General features: G+C 71.6%; 16 protein-coding genes. 7 read left to right on the plus strand and 9 right to left on the minus strand.

Annotated elements, in window-relative coordinates; genetic code table 11:
* Nucleotides 1-103: 103 nt before the first annotated feature.
* On the plus strand, nt 104-1,192 hold the full coding sequence (locus ABZ738_RS09445; RefSeq protein ID WP_357212129.1) for a class I SAM-dependent methyltransferase: 1,089 nt from the start codon (nt 104-106) through the stop codon (nt 1,190-1,192).
* Between the two features lie 107 nt (nt 1,193-1,299).
* On the opposite strand, the gene ABZ738_RS09450 is transcribed toward ABZ738_RS09445, so the two are convergent.
* The 4 genes from ABZ738_RS09450 to ABZ738_RS09465 all read right to left on the minus strand — a co-directional run bounded on the left by ABZ738_RS09450 (nt 1,300) and on the right by ABZ738_RS09465 (nt 4,892).
* Nucleotides 1,300-1,599 (minus strand): phosphopantetheine-binding protein, encoded by a 300-nt coding sequence (locus ABZ738_RS09450; RefSeq protein ID WP_131057237.1) that lies wholly within the window; start codon nt 1,597-1,599, stop codon nt 1,300-1,302.
* A gap of 29 nt (nt 1,600-1,628) precedes the next feature.
* The gene (locus ABZ738_RS09455) at nt 1,629-2,300 is read right to left on the minus strand and encodes an NAD(P)H-dependent oxidoreductase (protein ID WP_131057235.1); all 672 of its coding nucleotides are present in this window, start codon (nt 2,298-2,300) and stop codon (nt 1,629-1,631) included.
* Complete coding sequence (locus ABZ738_RS09460; RefSeq protein WP_357212131.1) at nt 2,297-3,409, minus strand: LLM class flavin-dependent oxidoreductase; 1,113 nt, start codon at nt 3,407-3,409, stop codon at nt 2,297-2,299. The genes ABZ738_RS09455 and ABZ738_RS09460 overlap by 4 nt, the downstream gene beginning before the upstream one ends.
* Before the next feature lie 175 nt (nt 3,410-3,584).
* Nucleotides 3,585-4,892: a condensation domain-containing protein gene (locus ABZ738_RS09465; protein ID WP_357212133.1), complete on the minus strand. Its 1,308-nt coding sequence runs from the start codon at nt 4,890-4,892 to the stop codon at nt 3,585-3,587.
* Nucleotides 4,893-4,951: 59 nt separating this feature from the next.
* Between ABZ738_RS09465 and ABZ738_RS09470 the strand changes: the two genes are divergently transcribed.
* Together ABZ738_RS09470 and ABZ738_RS09475 are read left to right on the plus strand one after the other, a co-directional pair.
* Entirely contained in the window at nt 4,952-5,923 is a 972-nt protein-coding gene (locus tag ABZ738_RS09470) for a ferritin-like domain-containing protein (protein ID WP_131056539.1), read from the plus strand.
* Nucleotides 5,920-6,939 carry a methyltransferase gene (locus ABZ738_RS09475; RefSeq protein WP_131056537.1) on the plus strand — a complete coding sequence of 340 codons (1,020 nt, stop codon included), beginning with the start codon at nt 5,920-5,922 and terminating at the stop codon, nt 6,937-6,939. Before ABZ738_RS09470 ends, ABZ738_RS09475 begins: the two co-directional genes overlap by 4 nt.
* Before the next feature lie 49 nt (nt 6,940-6,988).
* Here ABZ738_RS09475 and ABZ738_RS09480 read toward each other — a convergent pair whose 3' ends face one another.
* On the minus strand, nt 6,989-8,185 hold the full coding sequence (locus ABZ738_RS09480; protein ID WP_357212136.1) for a cytochrome P450: 1,197 nt from the start codon (nt 8,183-8,185) through the stop codon (nt 6,989-6,991).
* Between the two features lie 488 nt (nt 8,186-8,673).
* Here ABZ738_RS09480 and ABZ738_RS09485 point away from each other — a divergent pair, with 488 nt between their 5' ends.
* Complete coding sequence (locus ABZ738_RS09485; protein ID WP_236145971.1) at nt 8,674-9,087, plus strand: hypothetical protein; 414 nt, start codon at nt 8,674-8,676, stop codon at nt 9,085-9,087.
* A 229-nt stretch (nt 9,088-9,316) separates the two neighbouring features.
* Here ABZ738_RS09485 and ABZ738_RS09490 read toward each other — a convergent pair whose 3' ends face one another.
* Both ABZ738_RS09490 and ABZ738_RS09495 read right to left on the minus strand, forming a co-directional pair.
* Nucleotides 9,317-9,535 carry a hypothetical protein gene (locus ABZ738_RS09490; RefSeq protein WP_357212138.1) on the minus strand — a complete coding sequence of 73 codons (219 nt, stop codon included), beginning with the start codon at nt 9,533-9,535 and terminating at the stop codon, nt 9,317-9,319.
* The gene (locus ABZ738_RS09495; RefSeq protein WP_357212140.1) at nt 9,532-10,848 is read right to left on the minus strand and encodes a condensation domain-containing protein; all 1,317 of its coding nucleotides are present in this window, start codon (nt 10,846-10,848) and stop codon (nt 9,532-9,534) included. Before ABZ738_RS09495 ends, ABZ738_RS09490 begins: the two co-directional genes overlap by 4 nt.
* A gap of 97 nt (nt 10,849-10,945) precedes the next feature.
* On the opposite strand from ABZ738_RS09495, the gene ABZ738_RS09500 reads away from it, so the two are divergent.
* The 3 genes from ABZ738_RS09500 (at nt 10,946) to ABZ738_RS09510 (ending at nt 13,158) form a co-directional block, all read left to right on the plus strand.
* A complete protein-coding gene (locus ABZ738_RS09500; protein ID WP_357212142.1) occupies nt 10,946-12,154 on the plus strand; it encodes a cytochrome P450 in 1,209 nt (402 codons plus the stop codon).
* A gap of 77 nt (nt 12,155-12,231) precedes the next feature.
* Nucleotides 12,232-12,642: a VOC family protein gene (locus tag ABZ738_RS09505; protein WP_131054762.1), complete on the plus strand. Its 411-nt coding sequence runs from the start codon at nt 12,232-12,234 to the stop codon at nt 12,640-12,642.
* 93 nt (nt 12,643-12,735) lie between these two features.
* Entirely contained in the window at nt 12,736-13,158 is a 423-nt protein-coding gene (locus ABZ738_RS09510) for a VOC family protein (RefSeq protein ID WP_131054763.1), read from the plus strand.
* A gap of 77 nt (nt 13,159-13,235) precedes the next feature.
* Here the strand turns inward: ABZ738_RS09510 and ABZ738_RS09515 are convergent, their stop codons facing one another.
* The gene (locus ABZ738_RS09515) at nt 13,236-14,942 is read right to left on the minus strand and encodes an MFS transporter (RefSeq protein WP_176094259.1); all 1,707 of its coding nucleotides are present in this window, start codon (nt 14,940-14,942) and stop codon (nt 13,236-13,238) included.
* 88 nt (nt 14,943-15,030) lie between these two features.
* A complete protein-coding gene (locus tag ABZ738_RS09520; protein ID WP_357212145.1) occupies nt 15,031-15,813 on the minus strand; it encodes a 4'-phosphopantetheinyl transferase superfamily protein in 783 nt (260 codons plus the stop codon).
* Nucleotides 15,814-15,886: the final 73 nt, after the last annotated feature.

A 15,886-nucleotide genomic window follows, 5' to 3' on the forward strand; every position in this document is an offset into this window, starting at 1 on the left:
TTCGGACGCTATCTCTCGTCGCCGGGTGCTGTCCATGGCGTGCCCGCGTGGATAGAGTGTGCCGAGAAAACAACACACACGTGTGTCGCCGGAGGGGATACCGATGACGACTCCCATCGACCCGCAGGCCCGGGTCTTCGCGGTCCGGATGTGGACCTCGCTGCTGGCCACCCAGGAACTGCTCGCCACGTACCTCGGTGTCCGACTCGGGCTCTACGACGACCTCGCGGCCAAGGGCCCCGGCACGGTGGGGGAGATCGCCGCGCGCGTCGGGGTCGACCCGAGGTACGCCCGCGAGTGGCTGGAACAGCAGGCGGTCGCCGGGGTGCTGACCGTCGACGACGCGTCGGCCCCGGCCGACGAGCGGGTGTTCACGCTGCCCGCCGCGCACGCCGAGGTGCTGACCGTCTCGGACAGCCCGCTGTCCATGTCGGCGCTTGCCGTGCTGCCGCTGGGCGGTGTGGCGGCGGCGCTGCCGGCGCTGCTCGACGCGTACCGCAGCGGTGCCGGTGTGGCCGACGCGGTCTACGGCGTCGACTGGCGGGAGGGGCACGCCGGGGCGAACCGCGCGATGTTCACCCACCAGATGGCCGGCTGGCTGCGCCGGCACGCTCCGGACATCCACGCCCGGCTGGTCGGCACGCCGGCCCGGGTCGCGGACGTGGCCTGCGGTGCGGGCTGGGCGGGCATCGGGTTGGCCCGGTCCTTCCCCGGGATCACCGTGGACGGGTACGACATCGACCCCGAGGTGATCGCGGACGCCACCGGGCACGCGGCGGACGCCGGGTTGAGCGACCGGGTCTCCTTCGCCGCCCGGGACGCCGCCGACCCCGACCTGGCCGGCACGTACGACCTGGTCTGCCTCTTCGACGCGCTGCACGAGATCGCGCGCCCGGTGGAGGTGCTGCGGGCCTGCCGGCGGCTGTGTGCCGACGGCGGCAGCGTGCTGGTGCTCGACGCCCGGGTGGCGGAGCGGTTCGCCGCACCGGCCGACGAGATCGAACGCTTTCAGTACGCCACCAGCGTGCTGCACTGCCTGCCGGCGAGCCGCAGTCAGCAGCCCTCCGCCGGCACCGGCACGGTGCTGCGCCCGGACGCGGTCCGGGACCTCGCGGCCGAGGCCGGCTTCGTGGCGGTCACCCAGTTGCCCATCGACGACCGCTTCCACCGGCTGTACCGGCTGATCGGCTGAGCCCGCCGCCCGCCGCCCGCCGCCCGCCGGCGTCGGGTGCGGCGGGTCGGACGACGAGAACCGCCGGCCACCCATCGGGGTGACCGGCGGTTCTCGTATTCCGAGGGTCAGGCCCCGGCGTCACGCTCGGCGATCCGGCGCAGCACGTGCTCCTGCACCGCACCGAGCGAGGTGATCGACCGGGCCGTCTTCTCGTCGATCGGTTCGAGGTCGAACTCGTCCTCCAGGGCGAAGGCGAGTTCCATCAGGGCCAGCGAGTGGAAGCCGAGGTCCTGGACCAGGGCCGTCTCCTCCCCACGCAGGCCGTCGGGGTTGGGCGCCAGGTCGAGCACGATGGCCTGGACCTGAGCGCGGATCTGCTCGTCGGACTGCTTCGGTCCCACGACCGTCGGGGTCTGCTCACTCATGGTCGCTACTTCCTTCCGGATCGCCCGGCTCACCGGAGCTGTGCGGGTTGATGGACGGGAACGGGTTCCGCGGGTCGGTGCGGTCCCACAGACGGGGGCTGGCAACTGCGCAGTACGGCGGCGAGCACCGGCACCGCGGCCGTGGTCCATCCGGCGACCGCCGCGTCGAGGTCGCCGAACTCCTCCTCGAGCACCGCCAGGCCGCGGACCGGCACCACGGCACCCAGCTCCACCAGCAACGGGCGTAGCTGTGCGTCGCAGACGAAGCGGTGCTGCGCCCAGCCGGCGGTCATCACCGGCACCGCGACCGTGCCCGGACGCAGTCCCTCGCGGGGGAGCATGTCGAGGAAGAGCTTCAGCAGGCCGGTGTAGGAACCCTTGAAGGTCGGGCTCACCACCACCAGCAGGCCGGGTCCGCGGACCCGGGCGACCACCCGCTCCAGGGGCGCGTGGGCGGCGGTGCCGGCGATCAGCCGGGACGGCAGGTCCGCGCCGAGTTCGGCCAGGTCGACCAGGTGCGGCTCGCCGAGGTGTACGCCGAGGTCGGCCAGACCGGTCCGCAGCGCGCCGGTCACGTGCCGGGCCACGGTGAGGGTCCGCGAGCCCCGGCGCGGGTTGCCGATCAGGACGGTGGCCGGAACGGAGAGGGGATCCGTCGGAGGGATCATCCGCTCGGGCGCGTGTTGCCGCAGGTCGGTCACCGGTCTCCTTCCGGGTCGGCCAGCAGTCCCCGCCGGCGGAGGATCGGCAGCACACCCTCACCGAAGGTGTACGCCTCCTCCAGGTGCGGCTGGCCGGAGAGGATCAGATGGTCCAGTCCGAGGGCGTGGTACTCCTCGACCCGGTCGGCCACCTCGACGTGGCTGCCGACCAGCGCGGCTCCGGCGCCGGGGCGGACCAGCCCGTAGCCGGCCCACACGTTCGGGTAGACCTCGAGGCTGTCGGTCCGGCCCCGGTGCAGGGCGGCCATCCGGCGTTGCCCCTCGGACTCGGTGCGCGCGAACCGCCGCTGGGCGGCGGCGATGGTGTCCGGGTGCATCCCGGCCACCAGGCGGTGCGCGACGTCCCACGCCTCCTCGGCGGTGTCCCGGCTGATCACGTGGAACCGGGATCCGTAGGACAGCTCGCGGCCCTGCGCGTCGGCCCGGTCCCGGACCTTCTTCACCAGGGCGGCCAGTTGCTCGGGGGGTTCGCCCCAGGCCAGGTAGACGTCGGCGTGCCGGGCGGCCACGTCGTGCGCGGCGGCCGAGGACCCACCGAGGAAGACCGGCGGGGTGACCGGATGTCCCCGGGTCAGCCGACCGGCCCGCACCCGGTAGTGGGTGCCCTCGAAGTCGTACGTGCCACCGGACCAGGCGCGGCCGAAGACGTCGAGGAACTCCTCGGCGCGGGCGTAACGCTGGTCGTGGTCGAGCCAGTCGCCGTAGCGCAGCTGCTCGTCGGGGTCGCCGCCGGTGACCACGTTGAGCAGCAGCCGACCACCGGAGAGGCGTTGCAGGGTGGCGGCCATCTGCGCGGCCACCGTCGGCGCCACCGAGCCGGGGCGTACGGCGACCATGAAGTGCAGCCGACGGGTCCGGTCCGCCAGGGCGGCCGACACCAGCCAGGGGTCTTCGCAGAACAGCCCGGTCGGCACCAGGGCGCCGGTGAAGCCGAAGCGGTCGGCGGCTCCCGCGACCTGCGCCAGGTAGTCGATGTCCGGCGCGCGCCGGACGTTCTCCGCCGGGTCGACGGGCGCGCCCTGCGGGGTCTTCGCCACCTCACGGCCGTCACCGTGGGACGGGAGGAACCAGTGCAGGTGAAGTGGCATGTGGACCTTCCTGTCACAGCAGTTGTCGTGTGAGCGGTCGCGTCCGGCGGGTACAGGCACCCCCGCTCCCTGCGCGCTACCAGGTAGGGCTGGTCGAAGCCTCCCAGCACCCGGATGCGGTGTCAAGAGTGTGTGACGCCAGTGTCGTGTTGTGTGGCGCTTCTGGGCCGGGGCGTCAGCCGCCGCGCCTGGTCCGCAGCGGTGCGGTCGGTTCGGCCGCCAGCCGGGCGGCCAGGTCGGCGTAGCCGGCGAGGAACGCGTGGGCCTCGGCGGGCGGGTACGCGGCGGTGCTGTGGTAGAACACCGCCCGCAGGTCCGCCGGGCCGACCGGGGCCACCGCCAGCTCGAACTGGAACCGGCTGCCCAACCCGGGCGGCACCAGCAGTTCGAACCCGAGGCCCGCCGACACCGTCCGGTGCTGCACCTCGGCCATCACGTTGAACAGCACGTCGTCGGCGCGCCGCCCGCCGGTCTGCACCACGTCCAGCGGCAACATCTGGTACGGCAGGTCCTGGTAGGTGAAGGCGCCGATGGCCGCCGCATGCGCCTGCCCGACCAGGTCGGCGAAGGTCTCGGCCTGCCCGACCCGGGCCCGCAGCAGCACCATGTTGGCCAGCAGGCCGACGGTCTCCCGCAGCTCGGGACGCGACCGGTTGGCGAACATCGAGGCCACCGCCAGGTCGTCCTGGCCGGTGATGCGGTGCAGGTGGTGATAGAAGACCGCCAGCAGCACCGAGAACAGGGTGGTCCGCTGGGTCCGGGCCAGGGCGCGCAGCCGGGCCACCGCCTCCCGGTCCAGGTCGACCGCCACGTCGGAGGTGGTCGGGCCGTCCGAGGGCGGGGGCGCGACGGCGGACGTGCCCACCGCCGGCAGTTCGCTGCCGGTCAGCTGCCGCCGCCAGTACTCCCGGTGCCGGCGCAGCCCGTCGCCGTCGAGCAGTTCCTGCTGCCACCGGACGAAGGCCGCGTACTGCCAGCCGGTGGCGGGCAGCCGGGTCGGTACGCCGCTGGCCTGCGCGTAGAGCATGCCGAGGTCCCGGAAGAGGATTCCGGTGGACCAGGCGTCGGTCACCAGGTGGTGCAGGTTCAGGCAGAGCACGTGCTCGTCCGGCCCGAGCCGCCACAGCGTGCTGCGGGAGGGCCACTCGGTCGGGTCGATCGCGGTGCGCAGCTCGGCGCGTACCGCCTGGTCGACTGCGGCGGCCGGGTCCGGCCGGTCGGACAGGTCCACCCGGCGGGCGGCGGCCGGTGCCGGCGGGTGCACGACCTGGGCCAACCGCGCGCCCCGACCGGTGAAGGTGGTGCGCAGCGACTCGTGCCGGGCGGTGAGGGCGGACAACGCGGCGTCCAGCGCGTCGGCGTCGACCCGACCGGTGAGCCGACACAGCAGCGGGCAGCTCAGCGCACCGAAGTCGGTGCGGTAGTGCTTGATCATCCAGAGGAGTCGTTGGGCCACGGAAGCTGGTGTCTGTTGTGTCTCCACGCACGGACCATAGCGTCACCGCATTGGCATCGGTGAGGTCTCTGGGTACCTTGTGTCGTATGAGCTTTGTTGTGCCGGCCCGCGTCGACACCACACTCACCTGGGACTACGAAGCCTCCGATCCCCGGCTCGTGGCGCTCTATGAACGGGCCAAGGCGGCCCAGTGGAAGGTCACCGACGTGGACTGGTCGGTGCCGGTGCCGTTCGGCGAACCGCTGCCGGACGACTCCGCCTTCGCGATGGCCGCGTTCGCCGCGTCGCCACTGGCACCGCGGGGTCCCCGGGCCTGGGACGCGTTCCGGTGGGAGTTCCAGTCCTGGATGGTCAGTCAGTTCCTGCACGGCGAGCAGGCCGCGATGATCGTCGCGGCCCGGCTGGTGGAGACCGTGCCGGATCTGGACAGCAAGTTCTACGCCGCCACCCAGGCGGTGGACGAGGCCCGGCACGTGGAGGTCTTCTCCCGGTACCTGCGGGAGAAGATCCCCGAGCCGTACCCGGTCTCCGCGCCGCTGCGCGAGCTGCTCACCGACATCCTGTCCGACTCGCGATGGGACGTCACGGCGCTCGGGATGCAGATCATGGTGGAGGCGATCGCGATGGCCTCGTTCCGGCTCTCCAACAGCAGTTTCCACGACCCGCTGATCAAGGAGCTGACCCATCTCGTGGCCCGGGACGAGGCCCGGCACGTCACCTTCGGCGTGCTCTCCCTCTCCGGGCTCTACGACCAGCTCACCTCGGCCGAGCGGGCCGAGCGGGAGGAACTGGTCCTGGACGCCGCGGCCCTGATCCGTCGGCGGTTCCTGCTCGACGACATCTGGGAGCGGCTGGAGGTCGACCGCGCCGAGGGCGTCGCCTTCGCCACCAACCACGACCTGATGATCAAGTATCGACAGGCGGTCTTCTCCCGGGTCGCGGTGGCGCTCGGGCAGATCGGCCTGATGACCGAGCCGGTCCGCACCGGACTGGACAAACTGGGCCTGCTGCAGTTCGCCGGTGAGCGACTGCGCATCCGAAGGGGGAAACTCGCATGACGGCCGCCCGACGCAGTCTCGACCTGACCGCCGTGGTCCGGCTCGGCGAGTTGGGTGACCAGATCACCCCGTTCGCCCTGCGGGCCGCCTGCGACCTGCGCATCGCCGACCTGCTGGTGGACGGTCCACGACCGGTGTCGGAGCTGGCCGCCTCGGCCGGCGCGCATGCCGGGGCGCTGCTGCGCCTGCTGCGGGCGCTGGCCGCCCGGGGCGTGTTCAGCGAGGTCGCCGACGCCACCTTCGCGCTCACGCCGCTGGCCGAGCCGTTGCGCGGCGACCATCCGATGTCGCTGCGCGACAGCTTCACGCTGCTCGACTCCGACGTACGGGCCTGGGCCGCGATCGGGCACACGCTGCGCACCGGGGAACCGGCCTTCGGGCACGTGCACGGCCAGGACTACTGGAGCTACCTCGCCGACCACCCGCAGGAGAGCGCCCGGGTCGACGACTGGATGCGCAGCGTGAACCACCTGCACCTGCGGACCGTGCTCGGGGCGTACCCGTGGCGGCGGTTCGGCACGCTGGTGGACGTCGGCGGCGGGACCGGTGGTTTCCTGGCCGGCCTGCTCACCCGCTTCCCCGGGGTGCGAGGGGTGCTGTTCGACCTGCCGCACGTGGTGGCGGGCGCGCCGAAGGTGCTGGCCGAGGCCGGTGTGGCCGACCGCTGCGAGGTGGTGCCCGGCGACGCCTTCGGCACGGTGCCCGCAGGCGGCGACGGCTACCTGCTCAAGACGGTGCTGCCGGGCTTCGACGACGACGACGCGACCCGCATCCTCGCCACCGTGCGCACCGCGATGCGGCCCGACTCGCGGCTGGTCCTGCTGGAGGCGGTGCTCCCGCCCGGCGACGCCTTCGACATGGCGAAGCTCTTCGACGTGCACGCCATGGTGCTCACCGGCGGCGCGCACCGCAGCGCGGAGGAGACCGGTCGGTTGCTGGAGCGGGCCGGGCTGCGGCTGACCCAGGTCATCGGCACTCCCACGCTGACCGCGATCGAGGCCCTGCCGGCCGACTGAGCCGTCCGGCAGGGGACCTCGGACGCACCGGCCCGCTCCGGCGGGCCGGTCAGCCGAGCCGGATCGGCACCGAGGCGTACGCGCGGAACGGGGTGTCGCGTTCGCGTACGGTCGGGCCGTCCGGTTCGAGCACGGCGAGGCGGGCCAGCCGGTCGAACACCACGGCCCCCTCCATCCGGGCCAGGAAGGCACCGAGGCAGAGGTGGGCGCCGCCGCCGAAGGCGAGGTGCGGGTTGTCGGTGCGGCCCACGTCCAGCCGGTCCGGCCGGGTGAACCGGCGCTCGTCGTGGTTCGCCGAGCCGATCATGAGCACCAGGACCCGCCCTCTGCGTACCGTGCGCCCGCCGATCTCGATGGGCTCGTGCACGTAGCGGGCCGTGCCCTGGATCGGGGCGTCCCAGCGCAGGAACTCGTCGACCGCGGTGGTCGCCAGGGCCGGGTCGGCCCGTAGCCGGTCGAGCTGGTCCGGGTGGGCCAGCAGCGCGGCGGTACCGGTGGTGATCATGTGCACGGTGGTCTCGAAACCGGCGAAGAACGAGAAGACGGTGTTGTCCACGATCTCGTCGTGGCTCAGGCTGTCGCCGGACTCCTCCACGTCGAGCAGCCGGGAGAGCAGGTCGTCGCCCCGACGGGAGCGGCGCTGGTCGAGCAGGTCGCCGATGTGCTCGCGCAGCCAGCGTACGGCCACGTCGGCGTCGGCGCGGGCGTGCTCGGGGACCACGGCGGTGAAGGCGCGACCGAGGTTCATCGCGTGCCGGCGGACGTCGTCGGTGGACTCCGGCGGGATGCCCATCAGTCGACATACCACCTGGACCGGCAGCGGGTAGGCCAGTTCGGGGACCAGGTCCATCCGGCCCGCCGCCACGGCCGGGACGAGCATCTCGTCGACCAGTTCCTCGACGTAGGACCGCAGTTGGCGGACGACCGCGGGACTGAACGCGCGGCTCATCAGCCGACGCAGCCGGACGTGGTCGGGCGGATCGCGATAGAGCATGATGCGCTGGAAGAAGGCACTGGCGGGGCCGTCGCCCACGGACACCTCGTGGTAGCCGGCGGGGAACTCGCTGCCCAGCCGGGGGTCGTGTTGCAGGGCCACCACGTCGGCGAAGCGGGTGACACCCCAACTGCCCGGCCCGATCCGGCACAGCGGGCCGGCGGCGCGCAGCCGGGCGTACTCGGGATAGGGGTCCTCGACGACGTTCGGGTCCAGGGCGTCGAACCGGGGTGCGAGGGTCGGTGCGCTCATCCGCCTAGTGTCTGTCGTTTTACCGCCGTCCGGCAAGACCGATGACGACACACCACACACTCCGTCGGTCCGGTCAGGACGTCCGATCCGTGCGGGTCATGGGCTCCGTCGACTTTTGTCGGATGTTCGGCCGACGGTCCGGGACCGATCACGTCCGGTGACCGGGGCGCCCGGACGGGTGTCGGGGGGTGCCGCCCGTCGGCCTGCCGCGCGTGCGGTACGGGTGGCCGGGGTCCCGCATCGTCGACGCTGCTCACCGTCGAGACGACGGTCCGGCGGCCGGGACCGGGGCGGGACGGCCGGAGAACTTCCTGTCTAAGCACGGAAAGTAACGTGCATTGTGGTCCATCAGAATCACCAGCCGTAGATAGCACGCGGATGTCCCAGTATTGAAGCCGATCGGTTATTCCCATGCCGCGCGAGTGCGTTCTATGGTGTGAGATCAGCAGGAGGGGGGAATTGTGTTGCCTATGGTCAAGGCCCGGAGGGTGAGCAGAACTGCCGTAGCGATTTCCGTCAGCGGCAGCGTGGACCGGAGCACGGCGGGGTACGTCACCCGCGTCGCCGAGTACATGTTGGACCATGGTGACCTGCTGCCCGACCAGGTGGAACTGGACCTGACCGACGTCACCGGGGTGGACGAGGTGGGCTTCACCTCGTTGGTCGACGTCGCGGCAGGTGCGAGCGCGGCGGGGGCCGCGGTGGTCGTGCGCTGCGGGGCGGAGCGGGCCATGCTGGAGGGGCGACGGAGCGGACGCGGTGTGGCGTCCGAGCAGATCGGCCGCATGCTGCGGCTGCACCTGCAGTTCCTGGTGCGTCGGCGCAGGTCACGTCCGGCGGTTGCCGAGGCGCGGGTGGTGCGCGGGTGCCCCGGTCCACTGGCCGGACGGAATCGGGGCTGACCGGATCTGCGGGGGTGCGGGTCGGTCGGTCCGAAAATTAATGTGTGCCGTTTCGGTCCGATTCAGAAAGACTTAACCGGATTATCCGCGCGGCGAGTTCTGCAATTTGCATTTGCGGTCGGTGCGGGCACGTCGAGTGGGAATAGCTCGATTCGTGCGATGTCGATAATTGCAGGTTCAATCAATTGCGCTGTCGGGTGTCGCTTGTGCGATCGGCCGGGCGAGACCGCTACCCGACGCCATCCCCGCCCGGATGTGCCGCGTCGCACGCGGCGACCAGGCGTCGGGGTGCCCGCCGCCGCCACGCCTCGGTGAGCAGCTCGGACCGCTGTCCGGGCGTGACCCGGTCCCGCCGGGCGCTGGTCCAGCCCTGGCGTGCCCAGTGGTTGTCCGGCGCGCTGAAGGTGGCCGGTCCTCGGCCCGCTCCGGAGCGGGCCGGCGGGCTCACGTCACCGGTGCGCCACGCAGGCGGGCGAGCGGGACGTCGGCGTCGGCGACCGCGCGTCGCACCAGGGTGACATAGTCACGGACGAAGGTGTCCGCCCACAGCGGATCGAACTCGGCCCGGGAACACAACAGCAACGCGGAGAGCTGGTCGCCCTGCGGCACCACCACGAACTCCAGCGCGAAACGCCGCCGTTCGAGCTGGGCCTCCATGTCGTCCAGTTCCTCACCGGCCATGTCCGCCCGGGTCATCAGGCTGCCGAGCAGCTGGAACAGCACGTCGTCGGTGCGTCCGGTGCCGCCCGCGACGGTGTCCGGCGGGAGCAACTGGTGTGGCAGGTCCTGGTGCCGCATCGCGTCCATCACCGTGGTGCGGGCCTGGGCGATCAGCTCGCTCAGCGTGGTGTCCGGCGTGAAGCGTTCCCGAAGCAACACCATGCTGGCGAAGAAGCCCACCGTGTCGCGCACCTGTGGCTGCGAACGGTTGGCGAACAGCGAGGCCACGGTGAGGTCGTCGGCGCCGGTCTCGGCGTACAGCAGGGCGTAGAACACCGCCAGCGTGACCGGGAAGAGCGTGGTGCGGTGCCGGCGGGCGAGCTGCCGCAGGGCGGCGGTGGTCTCGGCGTCCACGTAGTGCTCGACCGAGATCCACGGCGGTTCGCCGTCGGGCACCGGACGCCGCCGGCGGGCCGGCAGGTCCACCAGGCGCGCACCGGTCAGCTTGCCGGTCCAGTAGTCGGTGAGCCGGGTCAGGTTCGCGCCGGAGAGCTGGTCGGCCTGCCAGCGGGCCCACTGCGCGTACTGCCACTGCGGGGCGGGCAGGTCGACCGTCTCGCCGGTCTCGACGGCGTACAGGGACCGCAGGTCGCGGGCGAGCAACGCGTTGGAGTAGTCGTCGGAGCAGTAGTGGTGCAGGGTGAGCACCACCAGGTGGTGCTCCGCGTCGAGCCGGACCACCCGGGGCCGCAGCGGCCACACCGAGGCGTCGACCCCGGTGGCGACCTCGGTGGCGACGATCTCCCGGGCGGCGGCGCCCGGGTCGGCCTCGGCCGACACGTCGGTCACCGGCACCGGCACCGGGCGCGGCACGTGGATCTGCTGGCGCATCCGGCGACCGCGCGGGTACGTGGTCCGCAGCGGCTCGTGCCGGGCGGTCAGGGCGGCCACCGCCCGGGTCATCGCCTCGTGGTCGTACGGGCCACGCAGGCGCCACAGCACCTGTTCGTTGAGAGCGCTGTCCCGACCCCGGTAGTGGTCCATCAGGGCCAGGAGGCGTTGACCGACGGAAGCGGGTTCCTCACGCACGAGCTCAGCCACGGACCGAGCCTAGAACAGCCCGTGGACCTTGTCGACTGTGTCGCTAGATGTATGTAGGGTCTTGCCGCCCGGCAGGCTCTCCCGGATAGTGCTCTGTATGCGAGCCGAGACCGCGCGTCCTCACCTGTCCGCGGCGTTCCTGGCGACCCAGGACGACCCGTACCCGGCGTACGCGCGACTGCGCGAACGCGGCCCGCTGTCCCGCGCCGAGTTGGGCCAGTGGCTGGTCACCGGGCACTCCCTGGTCACCACGCTGCTACGCGACAACCGGCTGGAGAGCCGGATGCCGCCGGAGTACACCCGGATCACCCTCGGGGACGGGCCGGGCGCGGACTTCCTGGACCGGATCGTGCTGACCCGTACCCCGCCGGACCACACCCGACTGCGGCGGTTCATCGGTCGGGCGCTCGGCACCCCGGTGGCGCGCCGGCTGACCGGACACATCGGTGCGGCGGCCGACGCGCTGCTCGACCCCGCGCTGGAACGCGGCACCCTCGACGTGGTGACCGACCTCGCGGTGCCGTTGCCGGTCGGGGTGGTGTGTGACCTGATCGGGATCCCGACCTCGGACCGGCCCGAGGTACTGACCCGGGTGATCTCGCTGGCCAAGGTGTTCGACGCGGCGAACCTCACCCCGTCCGACCTGCACGACATCAACGCCGCGCTGCCCTGGCTGCACGACTACCTCGGCGAGCTGCTCTCCGCCCGTCGCGACGAGCCCGGCGGGCCGACGCTGGCCGGGATGTACTGGGAGGAGTCGGCGACCGACCGGCTGGCCGTGGCGGACTTCGTCGACAACATGCTGTTCCTGTTCCACGCCGGCTTCGAGACCACCATGGGCCTGGTCTCCAACGGCGTCGCGGCGCTGCTCGCGTACCCGGACCAACTGCGCCGGCTGCGCGCCGACCCGGGCCTGGTGCCCGTCGCGGTGGAGGAGTTCCTGCGGTACGACGCGCCGATCCAGAACGTCATCCGGGTGGCCCGCGAACACGTCGAGGTGGAGGGTGTGAAGATCCGGGCGGGTCGGACGGTCCTGTTGCTGCTCGGCGCCGCCAACCGGGACGCTTCCGTGTTCGCCGACGCCGAGCGCCTCGACGTCGGTCGTGACCCCAACCCGCACCTCGGTTTCGGCGGCGGGTTGCACCACTGCCTCGGCACCGCGATGGCCCGGCTGATGTCGGTGATCGTTTTCGAGCGGATCGTGCGGTCGGTGGAGATCCTCGGTCCGGCGGGTCCGGCGGTCCGGCGTCGACACGCCAGCCTGCGTTCGTACGACCAACTGCCGTTGCTGGTACGACCGCGCTGACCCCGGGTGTGTCGGCTGTCTGCGCCGGAGTCGGCTGGGTAGGGTGGATGTCGTCTGTCGACATCAGGAGGATCCAAATGTCCGATGTGGTCGCACCGGTGATCCCCTTCCTGCGCTACCGGGACCCGGGTGCCGCCATCGACTGGCTCTGCTCCGCCTTCGGGTTCACGCTGCTGGAGAAGACGACCGGCGGCGAGGGCCAGGTGGTGCACGCCGAGTTGCGGTGGGGCATCGGCACGTTCCAGCTCGGTCCGGCCGGCTCGTCGAGCCTGCCCATGGCCAGCCCCCGGGACCTGCCCCTGACCAGCCAGGGCGTCTACGTCTACGTCGGTGACGCCGTCGACGCCCACCACGACCGGGCGGTGGCGGCCGGCGCCGAGGTGGTCATGCCCCTCACCGACACCGACTACGGATCGCGGGAGTACGTGGCCCGTGACCTCGAGGGTCACCTGTGGGGTTTCGGCAGCTACGCGCCGAAGCTCGACTGACCGTCGGCTTCTTGTCGTCCGCCGGACGCAAAGAGCACATAGAGTGATTGTTCGTCCTGACAGTCTCGCCGTATCGACTCCGAGGAGTGACCCATGGCCGATTCCTCCGTGCCGCCCACCGTCGCCCCCTACATCGCCTACGAGAACCCGGCAAAGGCCATCGAATGGCTGGTGAACACGTTCGGCTTCACCACGCTCGGGGTCTTCGACGACGGGCAGGGCAACGTTTACCACGCCGAGCTGAAGATCGGTGACCACGGTCTGATCATGATTAACCCGGCCAACGGCGACCTGCGGCTCGGCGAGCCCCGGGCGCTCGGTGCCGCCACCGCCGGCACGTTCCTCCGGGTCGAGACCGACACCGAGGTGGACGCCCTGCACGAGCGCGCGGTCGCCGGCGGTGCCGAGATCCTGCTCGCGCCGGAGAGCAAGCCGCACGACTCGTACGAGTTCACCTGCCAGGACCCGCAGGGCCACGTGTGGACCATCGCGACCTACCGGACCGCGCTCGGCTGACCCACGACACCCGCGGCCCCGGTGCCCCCGTTCTCGACGGCGGCACCGGGGCCGCGGTTCATGTCGGCCGCACCCGGTCAGCGGCGCGGCAGCAGGAAGCTTCCCAACAGGGCCAGCGCGAAGCTGATCACGCTGAACCAGAGCGTGCCGACCATGGCCCGCTGGAAGCTGATCTGACTGGCCTCGAACGACCGCTCTTCGATCACCTGGACGGCCCGGTCACCGCCACCGGCGGCCACGGTCGCACTGTCGCAACCGGCCGGGGGCAGTGTCGGGTCGGCGGCGCCGAGCTGGGTGCTCACGCAGTCCCGGAACCGTTGCCCGATCTGCTCGGCCTGGCCCTCGGCGACACCGACGGCGACCAGGTCCGCGCGCAGACGCGGTCCCACGTCGTCGGTGGCGGTGGGTGCGCTGGCCGCGATCAGGCTGAAGAACAGCGTGCCGCAGGCGGCGATGCCGAGCGTCACGCCGATCTGGTAGTTGGCGTTCACCACCCCGGAGGCCGACCCGGCCTGATGACCGGGCACGTCGTGCAACGAGTACCCCATCAGCGGCGGGAAGGTCATACCCATGCCGGCGCCGCCGATGAACATCGGCACGAGCAGCTGCCAGATGGTCACCTGCGGGGTGCTGTCGATCACCCACATGAACCAGAACATGCTGGCGATCAGCAGCACCAACCCGATCTGCAGGCCCACCCGGCCGAGCTTCGGCGTGATCCACCGGGCGGAGAGCCAGCCGAGCAACGGCACCGCGATGTCCCAGGGCAGACCGGCCAACCCGGCGCGCAGGATGCTGTAGCCCACGCCGATCTGCACGTAGATCGTGATGACCAGGAAGAACGACATCACGGCGCCCTGGAAGAGGAAGACCACCACCAGGCCGGAGCTGAACGAGCGGTGCCGGAACAGCGACAGCGGCACCAGGGGCGACTCGGTGCGGGAACGCTGGTGCAGCACGAACAGCGCGAACACCACCAGACCGGCGACCATCATGCCGTACGTCCACAGCGGCCAGCCGTGCTCACGCCCCTGCACCAGCGGATAGACGATCAGCATCACCGCAGCCGTGATCAGGGTCGCGCCGACCACGTCGAGCCGTTCCCCGCGGTTGCGCTCGGACTCGGGCAGCAGCGCCCGCGCGGCGAAGAACGCCGCGATGCCGATCGGGACGTTGACCAGGAAGATCATGCGCCAGCCCAGGCCGCCCACGTTCGCGGTGGTCAGCAGCGCGCCGACCAGGGGGCCGCCGACCGTGCCGAAGGCGAGCGCGGCGCTGAGCGCGGCGAACGCCCGGCCGCGTTCCTTGGGTGCGTAGAGCAGCTGGATCAAGGTGTAGACCTGCGGCACCATCACCGCGCCCATGGCGCCCTGGAGGAAGCGCAGCACGATGAGCTGCTCAGGCGACTGCGCCATGCCGGCGAGCAGCGAGGTGAAGGTGAAGCCGGCGACACCGATGAGGAACATCCGGCGTACGCCGATGATGTCACCGAGCCGACCGGAAATGATCAGCATCGAGGCGAAGGCGAGCGCGTAGCCGGCCACCAGCCACTGCATGGTGGAGGCGGTGGCGTTGATGCCGTCCCGGATCGACGGCAGGGCCACGTTGACGATGGTGATGTCGAGCAGGTCCAGGACGAACCCGGTGAGCACCACGATGAGGGCGAGGGTGCGCTTGCGACCGGTGACCGGAGGAACGAACTCGTCGGGTGGCGTCGCGGCCGGCGCAGGTGCCGACACCGTGTCGGTGTCGGTTCCTGGCGACGTGCGAGTGTCGTCAGACATCAGATCCCTCTCCTGGGGGGTTCGGTGGACGTGACGGTGGCGGGTGCGTCCCCGGTGTCCGGCAACGGACGGAGATCACCCGATCGCGTTAGGTCAGCAACTTATTGGAAATGTGTGTCGATGCGAAACCCGCCACACCGGAGCGGATCGGGTCGAGCAGTGAATTGCCGTCGTGAGTGGACACCACAAGGGGTCCACCGAGACTCGCCAGTGCGGCGGCGTACCCGGTGGGGGCATCCAGGTCGACCAGGTGCGGCCGGGCGGCGGGACGGGACGGACCCGCCCAGCGCCGCAGCCGGGCCGGCTGGTCCGGTGCGGTCACCGTGATCGTGGCCGGGTCGACGGTCAGGCCGTCCCCGGTGGCCTTGACCAGTGCCTCCTTCCTGGTCCAGTAGCGGATGAAGGCGGCCGTGCGGTCCCGGGCGTCGGTGGCCGCGACCACCGCGCGCTCGACCGGCGACAGCGCGCGCCACGGGAGGTCGCGCCCGCGTACCGCGATCCGCTCGACGTCCACGCCGACCTCGGTCCGGGAGGCGAACGCCACCGCACACCAGCGCCCGGAGTGCGCGACGGAGAACGACACCGGTGTGGCGGGTGCGCGCAGTACCGGCTTGCCGTGCGGCCCGCCGCACTGTCGGCACACCGCCTCGAAGCGCAGCTCGCTCGCCGGGGTGCCGAGCATCCCGGCGAGCACCGACCGGGTCAGCGCCCGGGCGGTGAGGTGTGTCGCGCGCGAGTGCGGATCGGTGAACAAGGCGTGCCGGTCGCGTTCCGGCGCGGACAGCAGGGCGATCAGACGCTTGTCGTCCGGTGACCCGACCTCGGCCCACCAGACCTGGCAGGTGCCCTCCCCGGGCGGGCCGGTCGCCATCGCGGGTGCCACCCTCTCCGCCGGTCACCACCGCTGCCTGACCGGCCGTCATGCCGTCGTATGTGGAGCCTAT

The sequence above is a fragment of the Micromonospora sp. NPDC047793 genome (genome assembly GCF_040642635.1).
Taxonomy (GTDB): Bacteria; Actinomycetota; Actinomycetes; order Mycobacteriales; family Micromonosporaceae; genus Micromonospora.

Excerpts from the sequence above, each read along its gene's own strand:
- ABZ738_RS09445 (WP_357212129.1), top strand. The coding sequence starts at position 104 with ATGACGACTCCCATCGACCCGCAGGCCCGGGTCTTCGCGGTCCGGATG.
- ABZ738_RS09450 (WP_131057237.1), bottom strand. The coding sequence starts at position 1,599 with ATGAGTGAGCAGACCCCGACGGTCGTGGGACCGAAGCAGTCCGACGAG.
- ABZ738_RS09460 (WP_357212131.1), bottom strand. The coding sequence starts at position 3,409 with ATGCCACTTCACCTGCACTGGTTCCTCCCGTCCCACGGTGACGGCCGT.
- ABZ738_RS09470 (WP_131056539.1), top strand. The coding sequence starts at position 4,952 with ATGAGCTTTGTTGTGCCGGCCCGCGTCGACACCACACTCACCTGGGAC.
- ABZ738_RS09475 (WP_131056537.1), top strand. The coding sequence starts at position 5,920 with ATGACGGCCGCCCGACGCAGTCTCGACCTGACCGCCGTGGTCCGGCTC.
- ABZ738_RS09480 (WP_357212136.1), bottom strand. The coding sequence starts at position 8,185 with ATGAGCGCACCGACCCTCGCACCCCGGTTCGACGCCCTGGACCCGAAC.
- ABZ738_RS09500 (WP_357212142.1), top strand. The coding sequence starts at position 10,946 with ATGCGAGCCGAGACCGCGCGTCCTCACCTGTCCGCGGCGTTCCTGGCG.
- ABZ738_RS09505 (WP_131054762.1), top strand. The coding sequence starts at position 12,232 with ATGTCCGATGTGGTCGCACCGGTGATCCCCTTCCTGCGCTACCGGGAC.
- ABZ738_RS09510 (WP_131054763.1), top strand. The coding sequence starts at position 12,736 with ATGGCCGATTCCTCCGTGCCGCCCACCGTCGCCCCCTACATCGCCTAC.
- ABZ738_RS09515 (WP_176094259.1), bottom strand. The coding sequence starts at position 14,942 with ATGTCTGACGACACTCGCACGTCGCCAGGAACCGACACCGACACGGTG.
- ABZ738_RS09520 (WP_357212145.1), bottom strand. The coding sequence starts at position 15,813 with ATGGCGACCGGCCCGCCCGGGGAGGGCACCTGCCAGGTCTGGTGGGCC.